The following is a 23,741-nucleotide window of genomic DNA, read 5'->3' as shown; positions in this document are numbered from 1 at the left end:
ATATTCTGTTAACTCATTTAGATTACCCCTACTTCCACACTTTGGCAATTGCTATTTCCATATAAAAGAATAAATGAATCTATTTATCTATAAACAGAGAAAGAATCTTATACTTGAATCTATCTAATCGTTCAAAAACGGTTCAATGAAGCTATTTCCCCCCTCTATCTTTACTATTGAAATGTAGTAAACATTCTTTATTTCACATCCTTAAAGTGGCTGTTCTTGCAAGCCTTTGGTTCTATTTATTTAAGTCACAACAATGACTTAGATTTTAGAGGTTCTTCTTGTCGTAAAGAGCCTTTTCTTCCATGATTTATGTCAAGCGGGACGAGGAACCTGTCCCTCTGTCTCACAACTAAATGTAACCGCTTTCTTTTAGTTTCTTTCAAAATTCGATAAACTTCGATAAAATAGATACTGTTGCAGATAACTTATGGGAGGTAAACCATGGAGAAAAAGAAAAAAGGGGTACTGAAAGGTTTCCTAGACTTTATTGAACGAGTCGGCAATAAGCTGCCTCACCCGATCACCTTGTTCGCCATTCTAGCTGTTCTTGTCCTGTTGCTATCAGCAGGGATTTCAGCGCTTGGGATTGAAGTTGAACACCCAGGGAAAGAAGGCGAAATTGTTCAAGTTAAGAACTTATTAAGTGATGAGGGAATTGTCTATATCTTCGGGAGTATGACCGATAACTTTATCGGATTCGCTCCGCTAGGCATTGTATTGTTAACGATGCTTGGAATCGGAATTGCTGAGCGTTCTGGTCTAATTAGCGCGATGCTACGTGGCTTTGTTCAGTCTGTTCCAAATCGTCTTGTTACGCTTGGCCTTGTATTTGCCGGGATTATGTCAAGCGTCGCGTCTGATGCTGGGTACGTTGTATTGCCACCGCTCGGGGCTGTTATTTTCGCAGCGCTCGGAAGACACCCTCTAGCTGGTCTTGCGGCTGCATTCGCCAGTGTTTCCGCAGGCTTTAGTGCGAACTTATTACTTTCTGCTACAGATCCGTTACTTGGAGAGCTGACGATTGATGCCGCAAGAATCCTCAATCCTGAATACGCAGAAACGATGAACATCGCGATGAACTATTACTTTATCATCGTATCTGTATTCTTACTGACGCTCGTCGGTACGTTCGTAACAGAAAAGATTATTGAGCCAAGACTTGGCACCTACCAAGGTGAATACGTCGGTTCAATGGATAAATTAACATCCACAGAGAAAAAAGGTATCGTATGGTCTGTTGTGGCGACTATCGTATCCGCAGCTCTATTTGCCTTGTTAATCGTTCCAGAGGGCGCACCAATGAGAGGCGAAGGCGGCTCGATCGTCCAGTCTCCATTTATGAGCTCACTCGTTCCAATTATCACGATTCTCTTCTTTATCCCTGGACTTGTCTATGGATTGGTAACGAAAGAGATTAAGAGTGATAAGGACGTTGCGAACCAACTATCTGACACGATGGCTTCTATGGGCATGTTCATCGTACTTGCCTTTACAGCTGGTCAGTTCGTTGCGTACTTCACTGAGTCGAACATGGGACTAGTCCTTGGAGTGTTTGGAGCAGAGTTCCTAGATTCCATTAATCTATCCGGAATTCCATTAATTCTGACCTTCATTGTAATCTCAGCCTTTATTAACTTGTTTATCGGAAGTGCTTCCGCTAAATGGGCCATGATGGCGCCGGTCTTCGTGCCAATTATGATGCAGCTCGGCTACTCACCTGAATTAACTCAGATGGCTTATCGTATTGCAGACTCAAGCACGAATATCATCACACCACTTATGACGTACTTCGCAATTATTATCGCATTCGCACAGAAGTATGATAAGAATATGGGAATCGGAACGATGATTTCCGTTATGATACCATATTCAATCTTCTTCCTAATCAGCTGGACAATCCTCTTAATTGTCTGGATGCTACTAGGAATTGATCTCGGACCGGGATCACCGATTATGTATAATCCATAAATCAGAAAAGGATTAGACTCATAGTAGAGTCTAATCCTTTTTTTCTGTTGTACGAGTGGGGAAGGGGACGATGAACCTGTCCCTTTATTACCTCAACTTCTGAAATACATTCTTCACTTTCGGCACCACGTCATGGCTTCCTTCCTGAGCATCTTCCACCATCATGGAGACAAGGAGGTTATTAGTGTCTGTGTTCCATGCAATAAACCAGCCATGTTCTTGGCCGTCTTCTTCACCTGCTTGCTTCAATTCTGCGGAACCCGTTTTGCCCGCTAAGTTCACTCCTTCTACGATTGGTTTATAAGCGGTTCCTTCCGCATCTTGTACAACGGCTTTCAACCGTTCTGTCACAAGTGTCGCTGTTTCTTGACTCATGACGTCTTCATGCCACGCTCGGCTGGTCTCTTCTTCCACCAGTAGAGTTGGCTTTAAGAGCGTGCCTCCGGTCACGAACGGTGTATACGTCATGGCGAGATGAAGGGAGCTGATTTGCACTTCCCCTTGCCCGTACCCTGTCGCAGCAAGTAAGGATTCACTGCCAATCGTTTCGCCATTTGCTATTTGCGAGGCTTCAATTCCGTAAGAGAACGGAATTTCCTCATGAAAGCCGAATTGTTTCGCACTTTGGAGGAAGTCTTCTGCTCCAATCTCAACAATTTCTCGCGCAAAATAGATATTATCTGAACGTACAAGCGCATCACGCAAGTCGACTTGCGTATCAGACGCAGCACTTGGCACCCGGGTCACACTATATCCAGCATCCGCTGAATACGTTTCTCCATTAATCGTTAAGGCTTCGCTAGGTTGCAGCGTTCCTGCTTCAATTCCAATGGCTGAAGTAATTGGTTTGAATGTAGAACCTGGAGAATACGTTTTGGTGAACTTATTAATGGTTGGCCCGTCTGAACCTAACCCTAAACTCAGCTCATTTGGGTCATACGTCGGTGCACTGATTAACCCTTTCACTTCCCCCGTCGTTGGGTTGACTGCCGTGGCCGACCCTGAAGTATCCTTCATCTCTTCATAAAGAGTCTGTTGCACATCTGAGGAAATCGTTACGTTTACATCTTCTCCGTTTTGCACGGCCTTTTCTGCAAGAACAATATCCTCTGCCTCTTCTGCTTCCTTGCTTACATACACTTTCGCACCAGGTATTCCACGGAGTTGTTCTTCGTAAAGTAACTCGAGTCCTGACTTCCCAATCCGATCTGTAGAAGAGTACCCTTCTCCCTCTCGTTTTTCCAATTCTTCAGCTGTAATATCTCCTACATACCCCGTTAAATGGGCAGCCGCTTCCCCTAGAGGATAAACACGCGCTTCTTGTCCAGAATTCACTTGAATTCCTCGTGGGAGTTCATCGCTTAATAATGCATCCAACCGTTCTTGATCATTGTCAGCCACCATCGCTAATGGAACGAACAAATCATCCTTTACCCAAGACTGATTCAGCTTCTTGTCAATCACATCCACCGTAAGTCCAAGAATCCCAGCCAACTGGTTCTTGAGCTCTTCTTCATTCTCCATCACCCCTGGAACGATGCCAACCTCTTGAACAGGTCCCTTCACCGCTAGCCCATTTCCGTTCGCGTCATAAATGCCGCCACGCTCTGGTGCCATGGTCTCAACAGCTACTGTGTCTCCAGCTTCCATTTCAGAGAAGAGCATGGACGGTGACCAGCTCATTGCCCAGCGATTCTCTTCTTCCCCTTCTTCATAAAGGAGTTGAGCAGAATGGGTAAAGTCAATCTCTCCGCCTACTGATTCCATCGTCACATTGTAGTCGAAAGAAGGTGTATCCTCTTTCTTATATTCTTGTTCTTCCTCAGGTAATTCATATGTAACCGCTAAGTTCTGTACCTCTATTTCATTATAGCTAGTTTGATAGAGTTCCACGAACGCTTCCTCTGTCACCCCTTCTTTTGCACTTTCATGAAGCAGAGCGTACATCTCTTTATATTCCCCGCTCTCCCAAGCCTTCATATAAGACGTGAATGTGTCCTCTGGTTTTGGCTTTTCCGTACACGCAGCAAGCACAACGAATACCAAGACGAACACAATCGGTTTCAATGCTTTCATTGATTCCACCCCTTTTGTTGTCACCATTAGACAAAATATTCCTTATTTTTCTCCATCCAATTGTAGCATAATCATAATAAGAGTTAACGAGAGAAGCCTTTCCCTTAATCCTTACGTAGTCTGACCTTCTTATAGAAGCCTTGTTTACGTAATGGCCTCCCTTATCATGAATCATGCTTGTAGTTAAGATGAACAGGCTGGGTTTCTTCTAGATAATTCAATGGCAATCTACGCCACAAACATGACAACAAAAAAAGGCTACCTACAAGCCGCAAAAGCTCTCAGTAACCCTCTCAATCTATAAATTCAAATTACATATCCTCAACCACTATATACGTTGCCTTCACAGGACCATGCACACCGACAATCAGATTCATTTCAATATCTGCGCTGTTACTTGGACCTGTAATAAAGCTCACGCAGGAGGATACAGGATTGCCCTTTTTCTCTTCGGCGTGAATCAACCTTGTAGCTTGTGTGATTCGGGGGACTAATGTGCTCTTCGGAACGATAGCGATGAACGTCTCTGGAAGTAGGCTGATAGAACGGCCGTTGTATCGGTCGTTAAACAACGTAACAGTGCCGGATTCCGCCAAAGTAATGTCGCTGAATACGATTCCGGCTCCAGCTTGTTCGGCAAACGCCAACTGTTCCTTTTCTTCTCCTTTATCCCATAGACGCACGTCGTAACCGACGAATTCTAAATCTGCGTACACGTCTCTTAAACGCATCGCATCAACCCTTGGCCCGCTTGCACTGATCACTTTCGTCGCGCGGTATCCTTCCAACACCCTCGTCAACGTATGGCCAAGACTGTCTAGCGTTGTTCTCGTTAGCGTTGTATGGATCACCTTGCACTGCTCTTCCAATTTATCAAGCAGCTCATCTTGCGTGGCACCCTGGAAGACAAGCTCCTGAGGTTGCACAGAGTACACTGGTGGTTCTACTTCTGTCCGTCTCTTTCTGCCAAGTTGCTCCGACAAATGGTCCAAAAAGCTTTCCCGATTCACAATAGCCATTAATTCTCCCTCCCTTTCTCACGCTGTTGATACCAATCACGGAAACGTTTCTTCGAAGGCGCTGGAAAATCACGTTCGTCCGTCCACCCCTTCATCGGACCTGGACCTTTCTCGATATAGTCATCTTCTGTCCACGGCTTCAGCGTCGTTCGTGCCATCTTCGTTGACAGCTTGTAAGCAGCTGGAGTGGATGCCCATTTGGCAAAGCCCTTCATTGCTAATCTTTCGCTTTTAGGTGTCATCTTCTCGCGTTCCACGATGATTTCGCGGTGACGAACCAAGTGCTCATGAAGGGGAATCTTCACAGGACATGCTTCTGAACAAGCTGCACAGAGCGTGGATGCATATGGCAAATCTTTATGCTCCTCATACCCATCCAACAGTGGGGTTAGTACAGCCCCAATCGGACCTGGATAGATGGAACCGTAGGAATGGCCTCCAACGTGACGGTACACAGGACAAGCATTGATACATGCCGCACATCGAATGCAGTGAAGGGCGGATTGAAATTCAGTACCAAGTATATTCGAACGGCCATTATCAAGAATGACGAGGTGGAATTCTTGAGGCCCATCTAATTCATCTTCTAGACGCGTACCCGTGAGGCCCGTGACATAACTTGTTAACTTCTGCCCAACAGCCGCTCGTGTTAGCAAGCTCACAACAACCTCTAAATCTTCCCACGTCGGAACAATGCGCTCCATGCCCATTACAGATATTTGCGTATCGGGAAGGGACGTTACCATACGCGCATTTCCTTCATTCGTAACCAAGGTCACAGCCCCGGATTCCGCTACCGCAAAGTTACAGCCTGTGACTCCGATATCCGTTTGTAAGAAATCCTGCCGGAGCTGTTCCCTGGCAAAGGCAGCCAGTTCCTCAGGACTGTCTGAGCCTGTATAGCCTTTCTTCTTCATGAACGTCTCCCGAATTTGCTCCTTATTCTTATGAAGCGCAGGTGTGACGATATGAGATGGAGGGTCTTCGTCTAGTTGTAAGATCCATTCACCAAGGTCTGATTCAACAACTTCACAACCACTCTCAGCAAGGGCCTCATTCAACCCAATCTCTTCTGTTACCATCGACTTCGATTTAACGACTTTCTTCGCTTCTTTCTTCCTTGCGACTTCTTGAATGTATTGATTTGCTTCCTCCGCCGTCCTCGCGAAAAACACATTCCCACCGCGCTTTTCAACCTGCTCACTGAGCTGGTGCAAATAATAATCCAAGTTCTCCAACGTATGAGAACGAATCTCTTCCCCGAGCGTTCTCCAATCTTCCCAATTGCCAAGCTCCTCTGCCGCCTTCAGTCGCCCTGAACGAAAGCGTCCTTGCGCACTGGACACGGCATTTCTCATAAACGCATTATCGATTCCATCTTTAATTCGTTCTGAATAAGGCTTCGTTCCAATCTTAATACTCACCGTCCCCACTCCTTCCCGTTTAGCTGTTCAATACTTGCGCGATGTGAAGCACTTCCACTTCCTGACCATTCCTGCGCATACTACCGCCCATATTCATTAAGCAGCCCATATCGCCGCCAATTAAATAATCGGCCTTCGTTTCTTCAATATGTGCTGCCTTCTCCTGCACCATCTGACCGGAAATAGCCGAGTTCTTCACGGCAAATGTACCCCCAAAGCCGCAGCAGTCTTCCCCTGAAGGAAGCTCAATCAACTCTAACCCCTTCACATTCTCAAGCAGGATCCTTGGAGCGTCCTTCACGCCAAGTAACCGAGTCATGTGGCAGGATGGATGATACGTGGCTTTCCCTTTGAAGGTGGAACCAACGTCCTGCACCTTTAACACATCGACTAGAAATTGCGTCAGTTCATACGTTTTGTCTGCGAGCTTCTGTGCTCGGTCACGCCACTCAGGTTCTTCAGACAACACTCTCGGATAGTCTTTAATCATATGCACGCAAGACCCGGAAGGCCCAACAACATATTCCGATGGTTCAAATGCCTCGATCATTTGCTTCATGCCTTTCACCGCTTCACGCTTGTACCCGCTGTTATACGCCGGTTGTCCGCAGCACGTCTGTCCAGCTGGAAAGTCAACCTCGCACCCGAACCGTTCCAGCAATTGAACCGTATCTTTCCCCACATCAGGTGTAAATGTGTCGCATAAGCATGTAATAAAAATTGAAACTTTCATCTGTTACCCCTCCCACCTTATACATAAGGTCATCTGATGACTATGGCAAAATTAGAAGGAAACGGACAAACCGTTACCCTTTATCTAATATAATCGGCGAGCGAAATCTCCACATTGGATAAATGCGTCACCATGGCCTCTTTCGCCTTCGCTTCGTCGCGAGATTCTATTCCTTGCAGGATGAGCCGGTGTTCCTCCAACAACTGCTCCGTCCCTTCAGGTGTATGAAGCAGCTTACGCGTTTCACGCATCGCCTGCACCATAATCTCCGATACACTATTCATTAAGTTGATTAACATCTGGTTGTGCGTGGCCTTCACAAGAGCTAAATGAAACGCCAAATCCGCTTGATCTCCAATCTCCCCATTGCCTTTTGCGTCCTCCATATTTTGAAGTGCTTCCTTAATGAGAACCAAGTCTTCTTCTGTACGAGTGACAGCAGCCGAACCCGCAGCCCCAACTTCTAATATCTTCCTCACTTCTAGAAGTTCACGTAAATCTTCAGGAGTCATGAGCAACCCAACGGATACCGGCAATGAAAAGCGTGACGCATCGAAGGCTCGCACGTACGTCCCTTCTCCTTGGCGCATCTCAAGAATCCCCATCGCTCGAAGTGCGCTTAACGCTTCTCGAATGGCTGACCGCCCGACTTTGAAATTCTTAGCTAACACTTCGACACTATCTAATTTATCCCCCGACTTTAACGTCCCATTTCTCAACGACTCGAGGAGTGAATCTGCTACTTGTTCATAAATCTTTTTCGTTGTAATTGGTTTGTATTCCAAAGAACTTCCTCCAAATTCCAATGATGTTCCTTTTATCTTACTCTAAATTACAACATTGGAAAAGAGAACGGGCACTTAAACCAACATCGTGATGCATAAAGCGGCAACCCCAACCAACAATCCATAAAGCAATGCAGGTAAAATCGTCTTTCGAATAATATCCCCTTCTTTACCAGACAAGCCTACGACGGTTCCGGCTGCGACAACATTGTGTACGCAAATCATGTTCCCAGCTGCGGCTCCGATAACTTGAAGGGAAAGGATTGTTTCTTTCGATAACGCCGTCTCTTCTGCGATACTATACTGAACCGGAGAGAACGTAAGCGTAGAAACGGTTGCACTCCCTGTAATAAATGCCCCTAATTCACCCAGGAACGGCGCCGCTAGTACCCACATGGTTCCAAATCCACCCGCTAAGTTCTGGGCGATATATTGAGGCATGCTGATTAATTCATTTCCATTCATCCCAGAGTTCGTGAACACTTGTACAAGCGCTAGCGTCGCCACCAGAGCCAACGCCGCATCCTTCATAGAAAGAATCGACTCTTTCGCCGCTACGGTAAAGTTACGAAACGACTTTCGTTGAATGACTACCGCAAGAATCGCTGCAAATACAAGCACGGTTCCAGGCGAGTACAGTACTTGCCATTTGGACGTCACGCCTTCTACGCCAAGAATGTTCGTCCATGTGAGATCTACCCATTCCAATGTAAACGCTTTAACTGAAGGCACGATTCTTGTAACGAGCAACAGACCGACAATGACCAGATACGGCGACCAAGCACGCAACAACCCCATATTTGTTCCTTCTTCTTCGATTGTGAAATCTTCTTGAAGCGCATCCTGCCATGAAGACTTCGGCAGCAAGAATCCTCGCTTCGCCGTTACGGTTGCTACAACTAACCCTGTTAGCGACGCTAGAATGGCAACAAACTCATGACCGAACAAGACCGCGTACAGATAAGCCGATGATGTATACGTAATCCCAATAAGGAGCGTCCAAGGCAGCATCTCCCATGCACTCTTCCACCCCTTCTTCTTTCCGAAGAAGACCGTTAAGACCACTACGATAATAAACGGAATGAACGTACCCGCAAATAAGTCAAAAAACGCAATTCGAGCTCCAATCTCTTGATAGAATGGAATGCCCGCTTCAGGCAAATTGCTCAATCCCACTTGAATCGGCGTTCCAACCGCCCCGTATGAGACCGGTGAACTGTCCGCAATGAGTGCAATGGACGCAGCCGCCATTGGCGTAAATCCGAGCGCTACCATTAGTGGACCCGTCACAGCGGCTGGTGTTCCAAAGCCCGCTGCCCCCTCAATCAACGCCCCAAATAGAAAGGCTACAATTACAATTTGTACACGCATGTCTGTCGAAATCCCTCTGAACCCTTGATTGATGCGGTTCACAGCCCCTGTCTTTCGAAGCGTGTTGAGCAATACAATTGCCCCAAACAAGATAAATAGAATCGTTAACGTCTTATGAAATCCTTCCAGTACGGAAGCTGCAATAATATCAACGCCTACCCCCCATACAAAATAGGCTAGTAGAATGACGATTCCCGCACTATAGAACATCCCCTTCTTCGCCGGCATGCGAAGCAACACCAAAAATAGAAACGGTGCTAAAATTGCGCTCAAAGCAACTAGAACTAACATGAACATCCCCCCATTTTCATAGACACACAGTTTGTCAGCGCTTACATAAACGTATGAATGAAACAGTCATCTGATGACCTGTTTACCATATTTTATACATAAATTCCTTTCCTTACAAGCATTATTTCAACGAGGACGACCTCGCTCGTTTTACGAAGAACGGAACTATGGGATAATAGGAAGACTTACAATTCTCGAATAAAGAGGGATCGACAATGAAACGATGCACATGGGTAGAAGGGCAGCCTGAAATCTACTTAAACTATCACGACAACGAATGGGGCGTACCCGTTTATGACGACCACAAATTATATGAGATGCTATTTCTTGAATGCTTCCAAGCCGGCCTATCCTGGCTCACTGTGTTAAAGAAACGAGAGAACTTCCGGAGCGCATTCGACCAGTTCGACCCGACTAAAATTCAGCATTACAATGAGACGAAAGTCGAAGAACTCCTCCAAGATCCTGGCATCATTCGAAGTCGCAGCAAGATTAATGCGGCCATTAACAACGCAGCCAAATTTATAGAGATTCAACAAGAGCACGGCTCTTTCTCGAAGTACTTGTGGGGGTTCTCAGATGGCACGGTCATCGTAAACAAAGACGACCAGTTCACCACCACAACGGACCTCTCAGACGCCTTGTCCAAGGACTTGAAGAAACGCGGAATGAAGTACGTTGGTTCTGTAACCATCTATGCGTATCTGCAAGGAGGTGGCGTCGTGAATGACCATGAGCTAGGGTGCTTTAGACATCCTGATAAATAAAAAAAGGACTGCCTTCACACCTAAAGTGGGCAGTCCTTCTGTCATTCTTTCTTCGCGAAATCAAATTTAATCTTATAGTCTTCATCCAACACAAGCGCCGTACTGAACGGTTTCTTGCCTTTAAATCCTTTCAATACACGCGTTCGTTTCTTCTGACAAAGCGTTTTAATCATATTCTGTGTGAGCGTCTTTCCCGCGAGCTTCTTCGGGAATGTGACACTACAGCCTTCTTTGTAATTGGAGCAGGCATAGAACTTATACCGATCGATGATAGAGCCAGTCTGGCAGGACGGACATTTCGCAATCGGCTCATTCCATTTCTTCTTCTCTTCCGTACTCTTAATGTGAACCTTCTCGATTGAGCCAGGGGTGTCTTGAATAAGCTTCTCAATAAACTGGACCGTCTGCTTCGTAAATACCTGCTTCGAGCCTTCCCCGCTGCCAATCTTCTTCAAATAAGATTCCCATTTCGCCGTCATGGACGGACTTGATAAGAGCGTACCCTCAATCGCCTCACACAGCATGATGCCCTTATTCGTCACGGACACTGTGTTCTTTCTCACTTCAATGTATTTCTGAGCCTTTATCGTTTCAATGATGCTCGAGCGTGTGGCTTCTGTTCCAAGGCCTTCCACTTCCTTCAGAATCTCCACATCTGCTTCATCATCCATGTGCTTGCCGCACGTCTTCATCATCGTGATTAAATCGCCTTCCGTGTACGGCTTCGGCGGCTTCGTCATGCTTTCTTTCACTTCAACCTGAGCGTCTACCTGTTCCCCTTGTCCGACATTCGGAAGTGGCTTATCTTGCCCTTGTTTCGGCTTAGCCGGCTTTGGAAACAGCTCTTTCCACCCATTATCTACATCCCGCTTCCCAGTCGTTTTAAACGACAAGCCTTTGACACTTGTGAGAATTGTTGTCTCTTCATAGACGTAGTCTTTATGGAACATGGCAAGCGTCGTCGAAAGAATCTCATTATAAAGGTTCTGCTCTTCACGACTTAATCCGCTCAACTTCTTCTCGGTAGGGACCGTCTTCGTTGGAATAATCGCATAGTGCTCCTGAACTTGGCTGCTGTTCACGTATCGCTTATTCGGCTTCAGGGAAGCTGGCGTAAACGATACGTTCAAGGTCTTCTGATACGCATCGAGGTTATTCACTAAGTACCCGAATTCACTTTCTGTGATGTAGTTGCAATCCGTTCTTGGATAGCTGACCAGCCGTTTCTCATATAAGCTCTGCATCGTCTTCAGCACCTTGGACGGAGGATACTTCCAGCGCTTATTTGCCACACCTTGGAGCGTGGATAAGGAATGAAGCTTCGGAGATTTCTGGTGCTTCGTCTTCTTGTCCACGCGTTGGACAATTCCAAATTCAGTTTCCTTCTCCTTTACTCCGTGCTTGTCCAATAGCGCCTGTACCTTCGCTTTATCTTTCTCCTTAATTTCCGCCATCCCTTTGTACGTACCAGCCTGGGATTTGAACTGCCCCTCAATCTGGTAGAATGGCTCCGGCTTAAAGTTCTCAATCTCCCTATGCCGTTGATAGATTAAGTAGACCGTTGGCGACTGCACCCGTCCTATGGATAGATAACTGCCAAACCCTTTCTTCTGAAGGAGCAGTGTAAACAAGCGACTCGCATTAATCCCAACCATCCAATCACTAATTTGACGCGCCTTCGCTTCGTCGAAGAGACGCAAGTCCTTCTCATTGCTTTCGAGATGCCTGAACCCTTTCCGCACTTCGTCTTTCTCAAGGGAGTTGATCCACAGCCGCTGAATCGGCTTCCCCTTCACCCCTGTTAGCCGAAGAATGCTATAGAAGATATTCGACCCTTCTCGGTCCACGTCCGCCGCATTTACAAGCACATCTGCCTGCTGGAACAACCGCTTCACCTCTTGGAATTGCTCCCACTTCCCTTTCGAGACCTTCTCAAGGAAACGCTCCGGCACAATCGGAAGCTGGTCCAACTTCCACTTCTTCCACTCCTTGTGGTAGTCATGCGGCTCTTTCAATTCCACCAAATGCCCGACACCCCACGTAATCGTCGCCCCATGTGGAAAGGTGTCATCTGGCTTTAGCTGTATGTATGTCTTTGTCTTCTCTCCAACTGAGAAAGCCTCTGCGTACGCTTTCGCTTGGGAGGGTTTCTCGGCGAAGATGACTGTTTTAGGCATGGTGGTTCACTCCCTTTCTGCAGAACAATAGGGTACAACGAGATTACGAGGTTTGTAAACAAACCCTCACTGGCAACCTGTTCCCTATTCTTTTAGTAGCAATCAATCCTTATACGAGCAAGTGTATGTAACATTCATTATAGTTATTTTCGAACGTAATGCCAATTGATAATAATACAAAAAAGGCCTCCTATGAGTAGCGTAAACTCACGAAAAGCCTCTGATTTCACTTAGATTCCTCACATTCAACCTTTCGATTAAATGCATTTTTTAAGGCTAGAATTGCTGACCAAAAAACGTTTTTCTCTGTATATTTCACCAGTTCATCCATGAAATAGCTGAAGCCATTGTATAGACCGCCTTTAAACAGCTATCGCATTGCAAAAGGGGATTGGCATCTCCTCTAAGAACTTAATCATCTGCTCAACTTCAGAAATACTTCTCCTTACATCATCCGCACTATAGTAGGACACCTTCTCTTCCATTGCTGAAAGTTTCTTCTGCCACTCTTCTTCTAATGCATCCGCTGCGCTGTTGAATGCAAATTCCGTATCATCCCAAAATTCATCTATAACATTAGAGAACTTATTCAGCGCATCTTGTTTAGAGTATTCTTTGACAATTTTTTTGGCCACATTCTTCTTCCAACCACCCGATCCAAGCATGAAGACACCCATCCCTAGGATGACAGATACAGCGATAGCTAACGTAATTGGGCCCCCGATTAATGAGATAGCGGTAACAGCGCTCGCCGTTCCTCCAACAGAAATCCCCACAGCAGAAAGAACGGAAACCCCTTTAGCTACAAGTATATAACCTCCTAAATTGCCTAGCGTTGATGCCCAAAAAGCTAAACCTCCAAATGTTGCGATTCCAGCCAAGCCACTTGCAAACGCTTTTTTTGTATCAAAGGGAATCTTAAAGCCTCTCACATCAGAATAGGCGTGTTTGTGAATCGCTCCTTCGAAGTTTTCTATATATTGATTTATTATCAAGTTCAGATCTTCCGACTTATATTTTAAAATATTTTGAATTTTAGCTTGAATTTTACTACTGATAAAGCTTGCTAAATGCTCCATGTCGTCTTTCTTTTTTTTATATCCTTTTGATTTGATTAGATTGACAATATAATCTGGCGAAACAATCTCTGAGAATTCTTTCTCGAATGATGCTTGCGTATCATCACGGAACAATTCAATCTTTTCCATTACCTCTTTTCTAGCTTTCTGCATTTCGTATTTTCTCATAGGTTCATCATTTTTCATTTGCTTTAATTGCTCTAGCTTTGCTTCTCGCTCATCAAGTATTTCAATAAAATTTACCTTTTCAATTTCCAATTCTTTTTTGTATTTATCTAGGTATTCGTTCATCATGTTCCATGCATTCTGTTTAATAATAAATGGTAGAGTTTCTAGAAGGTAACGTAAATTTTTCTCGAAATCTTCCCTCAACCCGGCATGGTCCGTTGTATATGAGTAGAATCGCTTGCGTATTTCTTCAACTGTATATTGATAATTAGAAACTTCCGACTTATTCTCCCAGATCTCCTCAGGCACTTCTCTATAAAAACGCTCAGCACCAGCATCAAGAATGGAGTCAACTTCTACTTTATTGCCGTGATTTATCGTATGGGCTTGAGAAGCAATAACAAATAAGTTATTTAATGGTTCCAACTCATTTTGACTATTTTCAAAAGCAGGAAGTGCGTTTAGACTAGCTTTTAGAAATTCTATGTCAGTACCTCTTAAAAACCCATTCGCAGGTGACATATAAATTGTAGCATCTGCGAACTCAGTTGACTGACTAGCCATTATATCATCCATATCTCTATCACCCGTCCCAAACCCTGGAAGATCGATAACGTCACATAGTTGGAGAATCGGACTGTCGAGATATACAACCGCAGCGCTAGCATCCTCTATTGAATAGTAATCTCCTTGCCTCGTTCCGTATTCAGATAAAATACTTGTAGGACCACTAGCCAATCTAGTTTCTTCATAGTATGAGTGTTGGTGTATACGATTTACATCAAATCCATTCTCGCTTCCCTCAAAAATGGTCGCTTCATCTTTTATAAACTCTGGTCGGTCATTTATGTGTTTAATATGTACACTAATAGAGGTCGTAGGTGTCCACGACGTAGGCATCTTCTCCACTCCAAGCAGAGCGTTTATTAGACTACTCTTACCAGCATCAGACATGCCTACAACTGCTACTTTGGGCTTCTTGAACATTGTTTGAAACATTTCTTCCAACTCTTTTACTATGTTATCGTACCACTCAGTCTCTAATGGTAAATGTTCGATATTGTTTTCTAGGTAATCAAGAAGAACGTGTTTCATATTTTCATTCTCTTTCCAAACATTTTCAACTTCAAGCGCTTGTGGCACATCTTTTTTATAACCAACCAATTGATCAAGAGATTGCCCTGTAGCATTTGCAATATTCATCAACATACTTAAGTCTATAGTCTCAGGGTTTTTTTCCATCCGAGATACATTATCTTGTCGTACTCCTATTAAATTAGCAAATTCAGCCTGTGTTATCTTTAATACATCTTGTCTAAAATCACGTAAATTAAACATTTTGCACTACCTCCTGAGTAAAATGGATTATATAATCCAACCTTACTTTAATCCATTAATATACAAACAACAAGTATAAATTATGCAAAAATGCATAATTTTAAAATATAAAGGTATATTTTGGTTAATAAATTAAACAGGAAGATTATTATAAAGCTCTTTAGTGGAAATAAAAGGATGATGTGTATAACTGACTTCACAAGATTCCCCCTATTGGGAGAGGGGTGAGATACTCCATAGAGTCTGTAAGGAGCTATAGTAAGTTCATATAATTTTTCACACATGATTCCTAAATTATTTTAATCTCTTGGTATAATCTAACAATTTCGCGAAGCTACTAATGCACGTAGTACTTAAATTTAAGAAAACACAGAAATATTCCATAGCCTTTAATAAAATCTTTATAGAAAATAAAAAAGACTACCCTTCTCATTAAAGGAATAGCCTTTTAAACGATTCTATTCAAGTTCATGGTGAACTTCAGCTTAACTGTATACGCTTATCTCAAGCCGCAAATCCCTTGGTTCTCTTTCGTAGATTGCCTGGTTAATTTCTTTAGCAAGGGTACATCCCATTCTAGTATAGAAATGTTGAGTTTCTACGGAGGGATGAGCACCTATGTAAAGCTTCGCTGCTCCGATATCTTTAGCGGCTTTCCGGACCATTTCGAAGAGCGCCTTCCCTATCCCTTTGCCACGGTGTCTTCGATCGATATGAATATACGATAACTCACGATAAACAGCTGTTTCTCCAAACTCTACCCCCTCAATTACGGCGAAACCGATAATTTGGTGGTTGCGCTCGACTAATAGAATCAATCCACCATTCGCAATCACTTCAGAGAAATGTCGAACCACCTCTCGTTTGCGGCTGATGGACCATGTGTCTTCGAAACGATCATATTTCTCAAGAATCTCACCGTTACATTCCACATAAACCCGTTCAGTCTTTTGATATCTTTGGAAGGAATCAAGCATGGTAAGACGAATATCTTCATCCTTAGCTTGGTAGATCTTCATAAGAATAGCCCCCTAAAGTGTATGGCTTGTCACCTGACCTGCTCGGTTAAGACTCCACTTCCGTCATCCTTGTTCCATTCATTCCGACACAACCTCTTCAATACGGTCAACTCGGTTCGTCCATATGATACCGTCGTAATCACTTGGAATACGCTTAACATCCTCCCTATCATCGAAACCTTCAGACCAGCCCCCGTCTCCTGCAACAAGAACGACCTTGGTATTCACCGACTCCATTCGATTTAAGAATGTCACAGGGTATCCCCATAGCCATGGAGCATATTTCTCTGGGATGTGAAGCTGTGTGTTCTTACAACTAGATGGAACATAACCTGTCCAACCAATCGATTCATAAGAAACTAAACAACGCTTCAATGTTTCCATCGACATCGTTCGTAAACTAGGTAGCTCTTCTTTCAACACATCGATAGGAGCATCTCCTCCATAAACAGAGAGTTGAGTTAATCGTTCTTCAGAATACGTTGAGAGGTACTGTGCTAGTTGCTCACCTTCTTCCGGGTCATTACTCTTGATATTAATCAGGAAGCTTTTGTCTGGAAACTGAGTGAGCACCTCATCTAGGGAGGGCATCATTCCTACACCCTTACCTCGGAATGGATACGTGTTCCCGCCATCTGCTGTGTATCCATACCCTACGTCTAACTTCTTTAACTCTTCTAAGCTATGGTTTCTTGTTACACCGTGGCCGTTGGTTCTACAATCCAATGTCCAATCATGAAAGATGGCAAACTTCCCATCTGTTGTTGGGTGGATATCAAACTCTACAATATCCGCCCCTTCTTTGAAAGCAGCATCCATGGAAGGAATCGTGTTTCCGATGTATGGATGTTCTGGCTTGTATATTCGTTCAGCCGTACAGGTGTCATTCTGAATGTTATCCATTGGGTACGTCTGAGACATACCTACATGAGCTAATAGAAGCGGGTCTCCTGTAGGCTCTTTAGAGAAATAAGCGCCATTGTTAATAAAGATAAAGATCACTAAAATCCCTATCATCACTGCTATTCGTTTCACTACTTTCTTCAATTCTCATCCCCCAGTTTCAGTTCATGAACATTTTCATACCAAAGATCAATCCTTTACTCGCTTTCGTTTATACATCCTTTCTTACAAAGGATAAGACTGATATAACAATAAATAGAATCATGTGAATAAGGATGACAGAAATTGAAAAGGTAAGCGTCATTCCTGGAAATAGAGGACTTCCAAAGTAGTATTGCGATAGATTCGTGTTGGCAAATAGCAAATACTTAAATTGAACAATGTTGAGTTCACTCATAGCTACTAAGAATAGTTTAATAGCCAAGAGAAAGAACATTGAAAAGGAGACAGAGAATAGAGTTCTCCTCGTTACGATGGAGAGCAGCATTGTAAAACTCGCATAGACCATCATTTCGACTGCACCAAAGATATACTTTAGTAAGACATTTAACAGAACCCCGTCATTCATTTCCAATACAGTTGAATAAAAGAATAGAAGCCCGAAACAAAATGCCAGTAGGAGATGTAGACCTATCACATATCCCACCGATAACAAGACGGTTGCATATTTAGCCTTAAGAATCTTAAATCGACTAATGGGTCTTGTTAGTAGAGATTTAACTGTACCTTGTGAGAATTCACCTGAAACGATATCACCAGCAATAATGACCGTTAGGAAATTGAGCATATAAATTAAGTACGTACTAACATTTAAATAATCCCAAAACGTAAAGTTAGTATCTGATAACGTAAACTTCAAACCAATGGCGACAGCTAAATTCAGAAAGAAAATGACACCAAGTAGGACAATTCCTCTTCCCCGTTTAAATTGTTTGATGTGCTCATTTAGCACAAGCTTGTTAAATGGTGTCATTGTTCTCTCCTTAAATGGGATAGAAAAGCGTCCTCAAGAGTCGCTTGAGATTTCTCTATTCCTACTACGCTCATCCCTTGGTCAACTAGGAAGCGATTCATAGATGCCACTTCACGCTCTGTTCCCGTCATGAAGAAGCCATGATCTAGTGTTTCATCTATGAATCCAGACCTTTCTTGTTCCTTGAGTAGAGGTTCGAATCTTTCCATTTCCATTACCTTAAAGAAATATCGACCTTGCTCAGATGAATGACCACGATACTCCTCTAAAGCTCCCTCTGACACAATCCTCCCGTTATCTAGAATGATAATCCTGTCACAAATCATCTCAATTTCAGCTAATAAATGACTGGATATCAGAATGGACACCCCTTCGTCCTTAAGTTTATTTAAATAGTCACGAAGATTCTGAATGCCTTCTGGGTCTAATCCATTCGTTGGCTCATCAAGTAATAAGATTTTGGGGTTACTTAAATATGCGATTGCTAAACCAAGCCTTTGACGCATACCTAGTGAATAGGAGGCTACACGATCATAAATATAGCTCTCCATCTCAAGTATCTCGATTACTTCTTCCACCCTACTTCTTCCTGAATCTGATTGAAGACGGTGCACTTGCATTAAGTTATCGTAACCTGATAAATAATCATAGAACTCCGGATTTTCAATCAATGATCCAACCTTAGAAATTGCATTCTCGAAATCAGTCTGAATGTTATACTGATCGATCATAATCTCACCACTAGTTGGCTTCCATAAACCCACTAGCAGCCTTAAGAGCGACGTCTTCCCAGACCCATTTGGTCCTAATAACCCTTTAATTTCTCCTTCATTTAAATGAAAAGAAACATCATCAATAATGTTGGTTCTTCCTACTTTCTTGGTAAGATTCATGACCTCCATAACCGCTTTGGAATGCATGAATTCACTTCCTTTCTTAACCACGACGGCCTTCTCGTACACTCTTCCTATCCATAGTCCGTAAACCACTATAGAAAGACACACACCCGTCACTTTATTTCTCTATTAAGAGCCTTAACAACCGAGTTGGTACGTGATGTTCGCTTTTACCTCTATAATGAATCATACCATTTCTTGTTGGATAGAATAGACCTGTATATTGACCTCCAGAATCATGGTACCTTCCAGAATATCTATATCCTCCACCTATTCGTTCGCTTGCTACAGCCTCACTGTACTTTTCACGTTACTGGTTATGTATTGTTAGCAGCATGACGTACAAGGTTACTCTTACCGGGAATAGAATGGCGTTACCCTATTGTTGCTCGTTTTTTATAAAGCCCACCTTTTTACAGCCTTTATTTTGATTTCAGCGGATACAGGAATTTTATTCCTATATTTATAGGAAATACCTCATAGCTATAGTTAGTTCATTATACTTAGTTATTTTTTCACTATAACATTTAGCCTATAAACCTTAACAAATCCGTAATAATCTATTAATAGGAAATTAATACCTGTCTAGTAAAGTACGCGTTGTGAGAGAAATTGATACACTGGAGGAATTTAAAGATGAACTTCAAAAACATAAAGAAAAAAGTAATCCCATTCGCGGTTGTTTCTACATTAGCAATCAGCTCTTTCGCTGGTGGCGCACCTGAAACTGAGGCGAAATCGCATAAAGGCATCAAAGGGAATGATGAAATTAAGAACGTGATCTTCTTAATTGGTGACGGCATGGGGCCTGTGTATAACACAGCTTACCGTTCTTTTATGGATGATAAATCAACTCCTTACATGGAGGAAGTAGCATTTGATAAGCAACTACTTGGACAGCAGCAGACTTATTCATGGGATCATGAAGAAAGCGTAACAGACTCTGCAGCTGCAGGTACTTCTATGGCTGCTGGTATCAAGACCTACAACGGTGCAATCTCTGTTGATATGGAGAAACAAGAAGTTGAAACGGTACTTGAGCGTGCGAAGAAAGAAGAAAAAGCTACAGGACTTGTCTCCACATCTCAAGTGAACCACGCAACTCCAGCCTCATTCGGTGCACACGATGAGTCTCGTCACAACTACAATGCAATTGCTGATGATTATTTCGACGAAACGATTAATGGCGAGCGCAAAGTAGACGTCATTCTTGGTGGCGGAACGAAGTACTTCGAACGTGAAGACCGTGACCTTGCTGGTGAATTTGAGGAAGCTGGTTACAGCTATGTAACGAATAAAGAAGACCTTATGAACGACGACAACGAACAGATTCTTGGCCTATTCGGTGAGAAAGGAATGGACAAGATGATCGACCGTGACGAGGACACACCTTCTTTAGCTGACATGACAACAACTGCTCTTGATCGACTAAGCAAAGACGAAGACGGCTTCTTCCTAATGGTTGAAGGAAGCCAAATCGACTGGGCTGGTCACGATAACGACGTAGTTGCAGCGATGAGCGAAATGCAAGATTTCGAACAAGCCTATAAAGAAGCCATTGAATTCGCTAAGAAAGACAAGCACACGCTTGTCGTTACGACAGCTGACCACTCAACTGGTGGCTTTGCAATGGGACGCGACGGTGAATACAAATGGGACCCAGCTCCACTGAAGGCCGCGAAGCGTACGCCTGACTTCATGGCTGAACAAATCGCTGAAGGTGCTGACGTTGAGGAAACACTGAACAAGTATATTGACCTTGAGCTTACTGAAGAAGAAATCAACTGGGTTAAAGAAGCCAAACAAGCTGAAAAAGACAAAACAACTGAAATTGACAATGCAATTGAGAAGATCTTTGACCTACGCTCTGGTACAGGCTGGACAACAGGCGGACACACAGGGGAAGACGTAAACGTTTATGCGTATGGCCCTGGATCTGAGAACTTCATCGGCCTGCACGACAACACAGAAACGGGCCAAATGGTTAACGACCTTCTCATCAAACAAGAGGACGATGATGATGAAGAAAACGAAGACGAACATGATGAAGACGATGACGAGCGTGAAGACGACTAAGTAAGGATATACTATGAGAAGAGTTCCCGCTGCTATTTAGCAGCGGGAATTGTATAAGCAGGAGGCCCTACCCTATGAATTATGTTATTGGAATCTTTCTAGCAGCATCCCTGATGCTTGCTGGCTGTGCGGACGATGCGGAGCAAGAATCAGATAGCCAAGAGAATGCTTCCCAAACTAAAACAAAAGAAGAAGATAAAGAGCAGCGTGATTCAAAGAAAAACGATGAACAACCAACCAAAGCAACTGATAATCCTCAAGCTCCAGACACCAGCTCATTAACGGAGGTTGGCGATTACCATAAAGATGAGGATGGTTCTGCTACACTAGAAGCACGCTCGACCTATAATGAAACGACTCAAATTGGCGACGTTGAACTTACCATCTCTGACGTTAAAGTCTTAAACTACTCACCATCGATGGACTTGATCGATTTCTTCCATCCCTATTCAGATAATGAAACGAACTTCAACTATGTAAAGTTACACGTAACAGTTGAGAACACATCAGATGAGCCAGTAGACTTTGCTCCTGTATCCGTGCTTGAAACAAATGCTGGTGAGAAGAAAGACTTTGAGGGAGATTTCTACCTTGAAGAACTCTACGGGGTGTACGAAGGTAACGAAGAACGTAGCGGCCAAATGGGCTTTGTGCTTAATGACACAGAAATTGAAAAGCTTTCCACGATTACAGTAAGAACGAGCGACGTATTTGATGAAGATAAAACATCCCAAGCGAAAGCAAAAACGATCGAAATACCGATTGAAGGCTCCTGATAGCTGGGGTCTTTTTAAGTTGGTTTGTCTATCATTGTATTTCTGGAATTGACGACAATGGGCGTCATTCAGGAACATATTGCTTTCATAATGATTACAAAAAAAGGCTTCCTTAAGACTTATCACCCTTAAAGAAGCCTTATTTGTTTAAATATTAACCATTGTAATAGTGTAGGCACACATGCTTTCACGATGCACAATTGTCTGTAGGAATTATAAAGATAGTAAATAAGATTAAATTCCTCTTACATAAAACGTATTAATAACTTTGTATCCCAAACTTTAATAGCTTTTTAGGAAGAATATCATCTAAGTTCTGTATATCTCGGTCTTCTAACTCAATTAGTCTGAACCCATATTTTTCGTAGATTCTTAGTTTCTCTCTTTTGCGTTCGACATACCTTGGGTCATTTTCTAATCCCCAATACTCGATGTATACCTTTCCGACCGGCAAATAAAAGTCACAGTAGAGCTCTTCCTCAACAGGTAGTTTCCTTTCATATGCATGTGCAATCTCGGACATGTAAAGCCAGTTATCTATCAGCATCTCTGCCTTCGAACGTACATAATGTCCATCAGCTGTTCTGTGCTTTGCTTGGAATTTCTCTCTAAACCCTTTCGTATTCTCTTCTACTTCTTCAGTCCCCTCCTCTTCTGATCCAACCCCTTGCAGCTGATTGATTGTTTCTAAGAATCTCTTGTTCTTTAGTAATGATTCATCCCAACACACAAAAGGAACACCCGTCATATGATGGGCAAACTGTTTGCCTCCAACACTCTCACCTAGTTTAGTAAGCACCCAACCTTTAATACTCTTTTGCACAAGCCCCAACTCAGAAAGTATAGGATTTATTCTAAATTTCGAAATCCCAAACTCTTTACTAATAGCAGTTGCACTCCAAAGCTTGCTTTCACTAGTGTCTTCTTGAGCAAGTAAATTCTTAATCTCTTCACTCCAAGCAATATAAGCCCCCGCCTTAGGGTGCTTCTTCATGATCCCCCCGTTGTTTTCACCTTTTTTGGTCAGAACCCAATTATCCTCTCTTCTTTCAATAAATCCTTTCTCTAAAAGCAAAGGAAACATCTTCTTCACCGGTATCCCCATATCTTTTGATAGTGCAGTCGTGGAAAGATATTTAACTTTAGTTGTCATTTTTACACCCCTTATGTAATTCACTAACTTTCGTCCTAGCTGACTGATCTGCCTTGCTTAATTGCTTTAACCTAACTCTTGCATATGTATGAAAACTCTTAAGTTTACTAATTATACCATTTTGGTGGTTTATAGATTAAGGTAATGTTAATAGGATATGCCTTGGTTGATCTGGCAAATTCACCTCTATCTAAGGACTCTTTATTTATATCGAATATATACAGTTTTTGTTAACATTTTTTTATAAAAGGACGATAGTTATATATGGAGGTGACTTATGGACCATGAAATATTTAGTTGGTCAACTATGTGGGAAGTAGCTGGACCATTTATTATTATGGGAATTGTGGCGCTAGTCGTAGGTATTATTTGCTTAACCTTACTAAGGATGATGAAAAAATGGAATGTCAACACTAAACTAGACAGTTTAATTAAGGTGCTTCGATTTGAATTCTATTGGACTTAGGTAACCGAGGGTACTGTGGGTTCGTATCCGATTGAACCAGTTGACGTAGTCAAATAATTCAAGACTTAGGCTCTCTTCACTCTCGAAGGCAGCTTTTTTGACGAACTCTACTTTAATACATTTGAAGGTCGCTTCGGCTACCGCATTGTCGTAAGGCATCCCTTTTAAGCTTAGGGAACGCTTAATGTCAAAGGCTGCTAAGGCTTCATCAATGAGCTTATTTCTAAATTCACTACCACGATCCGTGTGAAAGACTTGAACGTTATTTAAGTCA

Annotated in this window: 18 protein-coding genes; 4 read left to right on the top strand and 14 right to left on the bottom strand. The window is 43.1% G+C overall.

Annotation, left to right across the window (positions count from 1 at the left end; genetic code table 11):
* Nucleotides 1–450 precede the first annotated feature (450 nt).
* Complete coding sequence (locus H513_RS0117220; RefSeq protein ID WP_026801831.1) at nt 451–1,977, top strand: AbgT family transporter; 1,527 nt, start codon at nt 451–453, stop codon at nt 1,975–1,977.
* Nucleotides 1,978–2,064: 87 nt separating this feature from the next.
* Here H513_RS0117220 and H513_RS0117215 read toward each other — a convergent pair whose 3' ends face one another.
* The 6 genes from H513_RS0117215 to H513_RS0117190 form a co-directional block, all read right to left on the bottom strand.
* The gene (locus H513_RS0117215; protein ID WP_026801830.1) at nt 2,065–4,053 is read right to left on the bottom strand and encodes a penicillin-binding transpeptidase domain-containing protein; all 1,989 of its coding nucleotides are present in this window, start codon (nt 4,051–4,053) and stop codon (nt 2,065–2,067) included.
* A 311-nt stretch (nt 4,054–4,364) separates the two neighbouring features.
* Nucleotides 4,365–5,072, bottom strand: coding sequence for a LutC/YkgG family protein (locus tag H513_RS0117210; protein WP_026801829.1), 708 nt, complete (start codon nt 5,070–5,072; stop codon nt 4,365–4,367).
* On the bottom strand, nt 5,072–6,496 hold the full coding sequence (locus H513_RS0117205) for a LutB/LldF family L-lactate oxidation iron-sulfur protein (protein ID WP_026801828.1): 1,425 nt from the start codon (nt 6,494–6,496) through the stop codon (nt 5,072–5,074). Before H513_RS0117205 ends, H513_RS0117210 begins: the two co-directional genes overlap by 1 nt.
* A gap of 19 nt (nt 6,497–6,515) precedes the next feature.
* On the bottom strand, nt 6,516–7,229 hold the full coding sequence (locus tag H513_RS0117200) for a (Fe-S)-binding protein (protein ID WP_026801827.1): 714 nt from the start codon (nt 7,227–7,229) through the stop codon (nt 6,516–6,518).
* A gap of 80 nt (nt 7,230–7,309) precedes the next feature.
* Nucleotides 7,310–8,014: a FadR/GntR family transcriptional regulator gene (locus H513_RS0117195; RefSeq protein WP_026801826.1), complete on the bottom strand. Its 705-nt coding sequence runs from the start codon at nt 8,012–8,014 to the stop codon at nt 7,310–7,312.
* 75 nt (nt 8,015–8,089) lie between these two features.
* Nucleotides 8,090–9,676 carry an L-lactate permease gene (locus H513_RS0117190; protein ID WP_026801825.1) on the bottom strand — a complete coding sequence of 529 codons (1,587 nt, stop codon included), beginning with the start codon at nt 9,674–9,676 and terminating at the stop codon, nt 8,090–8,092.
* Nucleotides 9,677–9,891: 215 nt separating this feature from the next.
* Here H513_RS0117190 and H513_RS0117185 point away from each other — a divergent pair, with 215 nt between their 5' ends.
* A complete protein-coding gene (locus H513_RS0117185) occupies nt 9,892–10,443 on the top strand; it encodes a DNA-3-methyladenine glycosylase I (protein WP_026801824.1) in 552 nt (183 codons plus the stop codon).
* Nucleotides 10,444–10,484: 41 nt separating this feature from the next.
* Here H513_RS0117185 and H513_RS0117180 read toward each other — a convergent pair whose 3' ends face one another.
* The 6 genes from H513_RS0117180 to H513_RS0117155 form a co-directional block, all read right to left on the bottom strand.
* Complete coding sequence (locus H513_RS0117180) at nt 10,485–12,620, bottom strand: type IA DNA topoisomerase (RefSeq protein WP_026801823.1); 2,136 nt, start codon at nt 12,618–12,620, stop codon at nt 10,485–10,487.
* Between the two features lie 362 nt (nt 12,621–12,982).
* A complete protein-coding gene (locus H513_RS0117175) occupies nt 12,983–15,205 on the bottom strand; it encodes a dynamin family protein (RefSeq protein WP_026801822.1) in 2,223 nt (740 codons plus the stop codon).
* A gap of 485 nt (nt 15,206–15,690) precedes the next feature.
* Nucleotides 15,691–16,224 (bottom strand): GNAT family N-acetyltransferase, encoded by a 534-nt coding sequence (locus tag H513_RS21035; RefSeq protein WP_051240119.1) that lies wholly within the window; start codon nt 16,222–16,224, stop codon nt 15,691–15,693.
* A gap of 78 nt (nt 16,225–16,302) precedes the next feature.
* Nucleotides 16,303–17,241, bottom strand: a complete 939-nt coding sequence (locus H513_RS0117165; protein WP_051240126.1) for a glycerophosphodiester phosphodiesterase family protein — start codon at nt 17,239–17,241, stop codon at nt 16,303–16,305.
* 97 nt (nt 17,242–17,338) lie between these two features.
* Nucleotides 17,339–18,100: an ABC transporter permease gene (locus tag H513_RS0117160; protein ID WP_026801820.1), complete on the bottom strand. Its 762-nt coding sequence runs from the start codon at nt 18,098–18,100 to the stop codon at nt 17,339–17,341.
* The gene (locus H513_RS0117155; protein ID WP_026801819.1) at nt 18,097–19,020 is read right to left on the bottom strand and encodes an ABC transporter ATP-binding protein; all 924 of its coding nucleotides are present in this window, start codon (nt 19,018–19,020) and stop codon (nt 18,097–18,099) included. The genes H513_RS0117160 and H513_RS0117155 overlap by 4 nt, the downstream gene beginning before the upstream one ends.
* Nucleotides 19,021–19,632: 612 nt before the next feature.
* On the opposite strand from H513_RS0117155, the gene H513_RS20610 reads away from it, so the two are divergent.
* Together H513_RS20610 and H513_RS20605 are read left to right on the top strand one after the other, a co-directional pair.
* Complete coding sequence (locus tag H513_RS20610) at nt 19,633–21,072, top strand: alkaline phosphatase (RefSeq protein WP_051240117.1); 1,440 nt, start codon at nt 19,633–19,635, stop codon at nt 21,070–21,072.
* 74 nt (nt 21,073–21,146) lie between these two features.
* Nucleotides 21,147–21,848, top strand: a complete 702-nt coding sequence (locus tag H513_RS20605) for a DUF4352 domain-containing protein (RefSeq protein ID WP_051240115.1) — start codon at nt 21,147–21,149, stop codon at nt 21,846–21,848.
* A 259-nt stretch (nt 21,849–22,107) separates the two neighbouring features.
* Here the strand turns inward: H513_RS20605 and H513_RS0117140 are convergent, their stop codons facing one another.
* Entirely contained in the window at nt 22,108–23,001 is an 894-nt protein-coding gene (locus H513_RS0117140) for a hypothetical protein (protein ID WP_026801818.1), read from the bottom strand.
* A 427-nt stretch (nt 23,002–23,428) separates the two neighbouring features.
* The coding region (locus H513_RS0117135; RefSeq protein WP_026801817.1) for an IS3 family transposase at nt 23,429–23,741 on the bottom strand (313 nt) is incomplete at its 5' end.

Origin of the sequence: Pontibacillus halophilus JSM 076056 = DSM 19796 (assembly GCF_000425205.1) — a bacterium.
GTDB lineage: Bacteria > Bacillota > Bacilli > Bacillales > BH030062 > Pontibacillus_A > Pontibacillus_A halophilus.
This window is presented reverse-complemented; position numbering and strand designations above follow the sequence as displayed.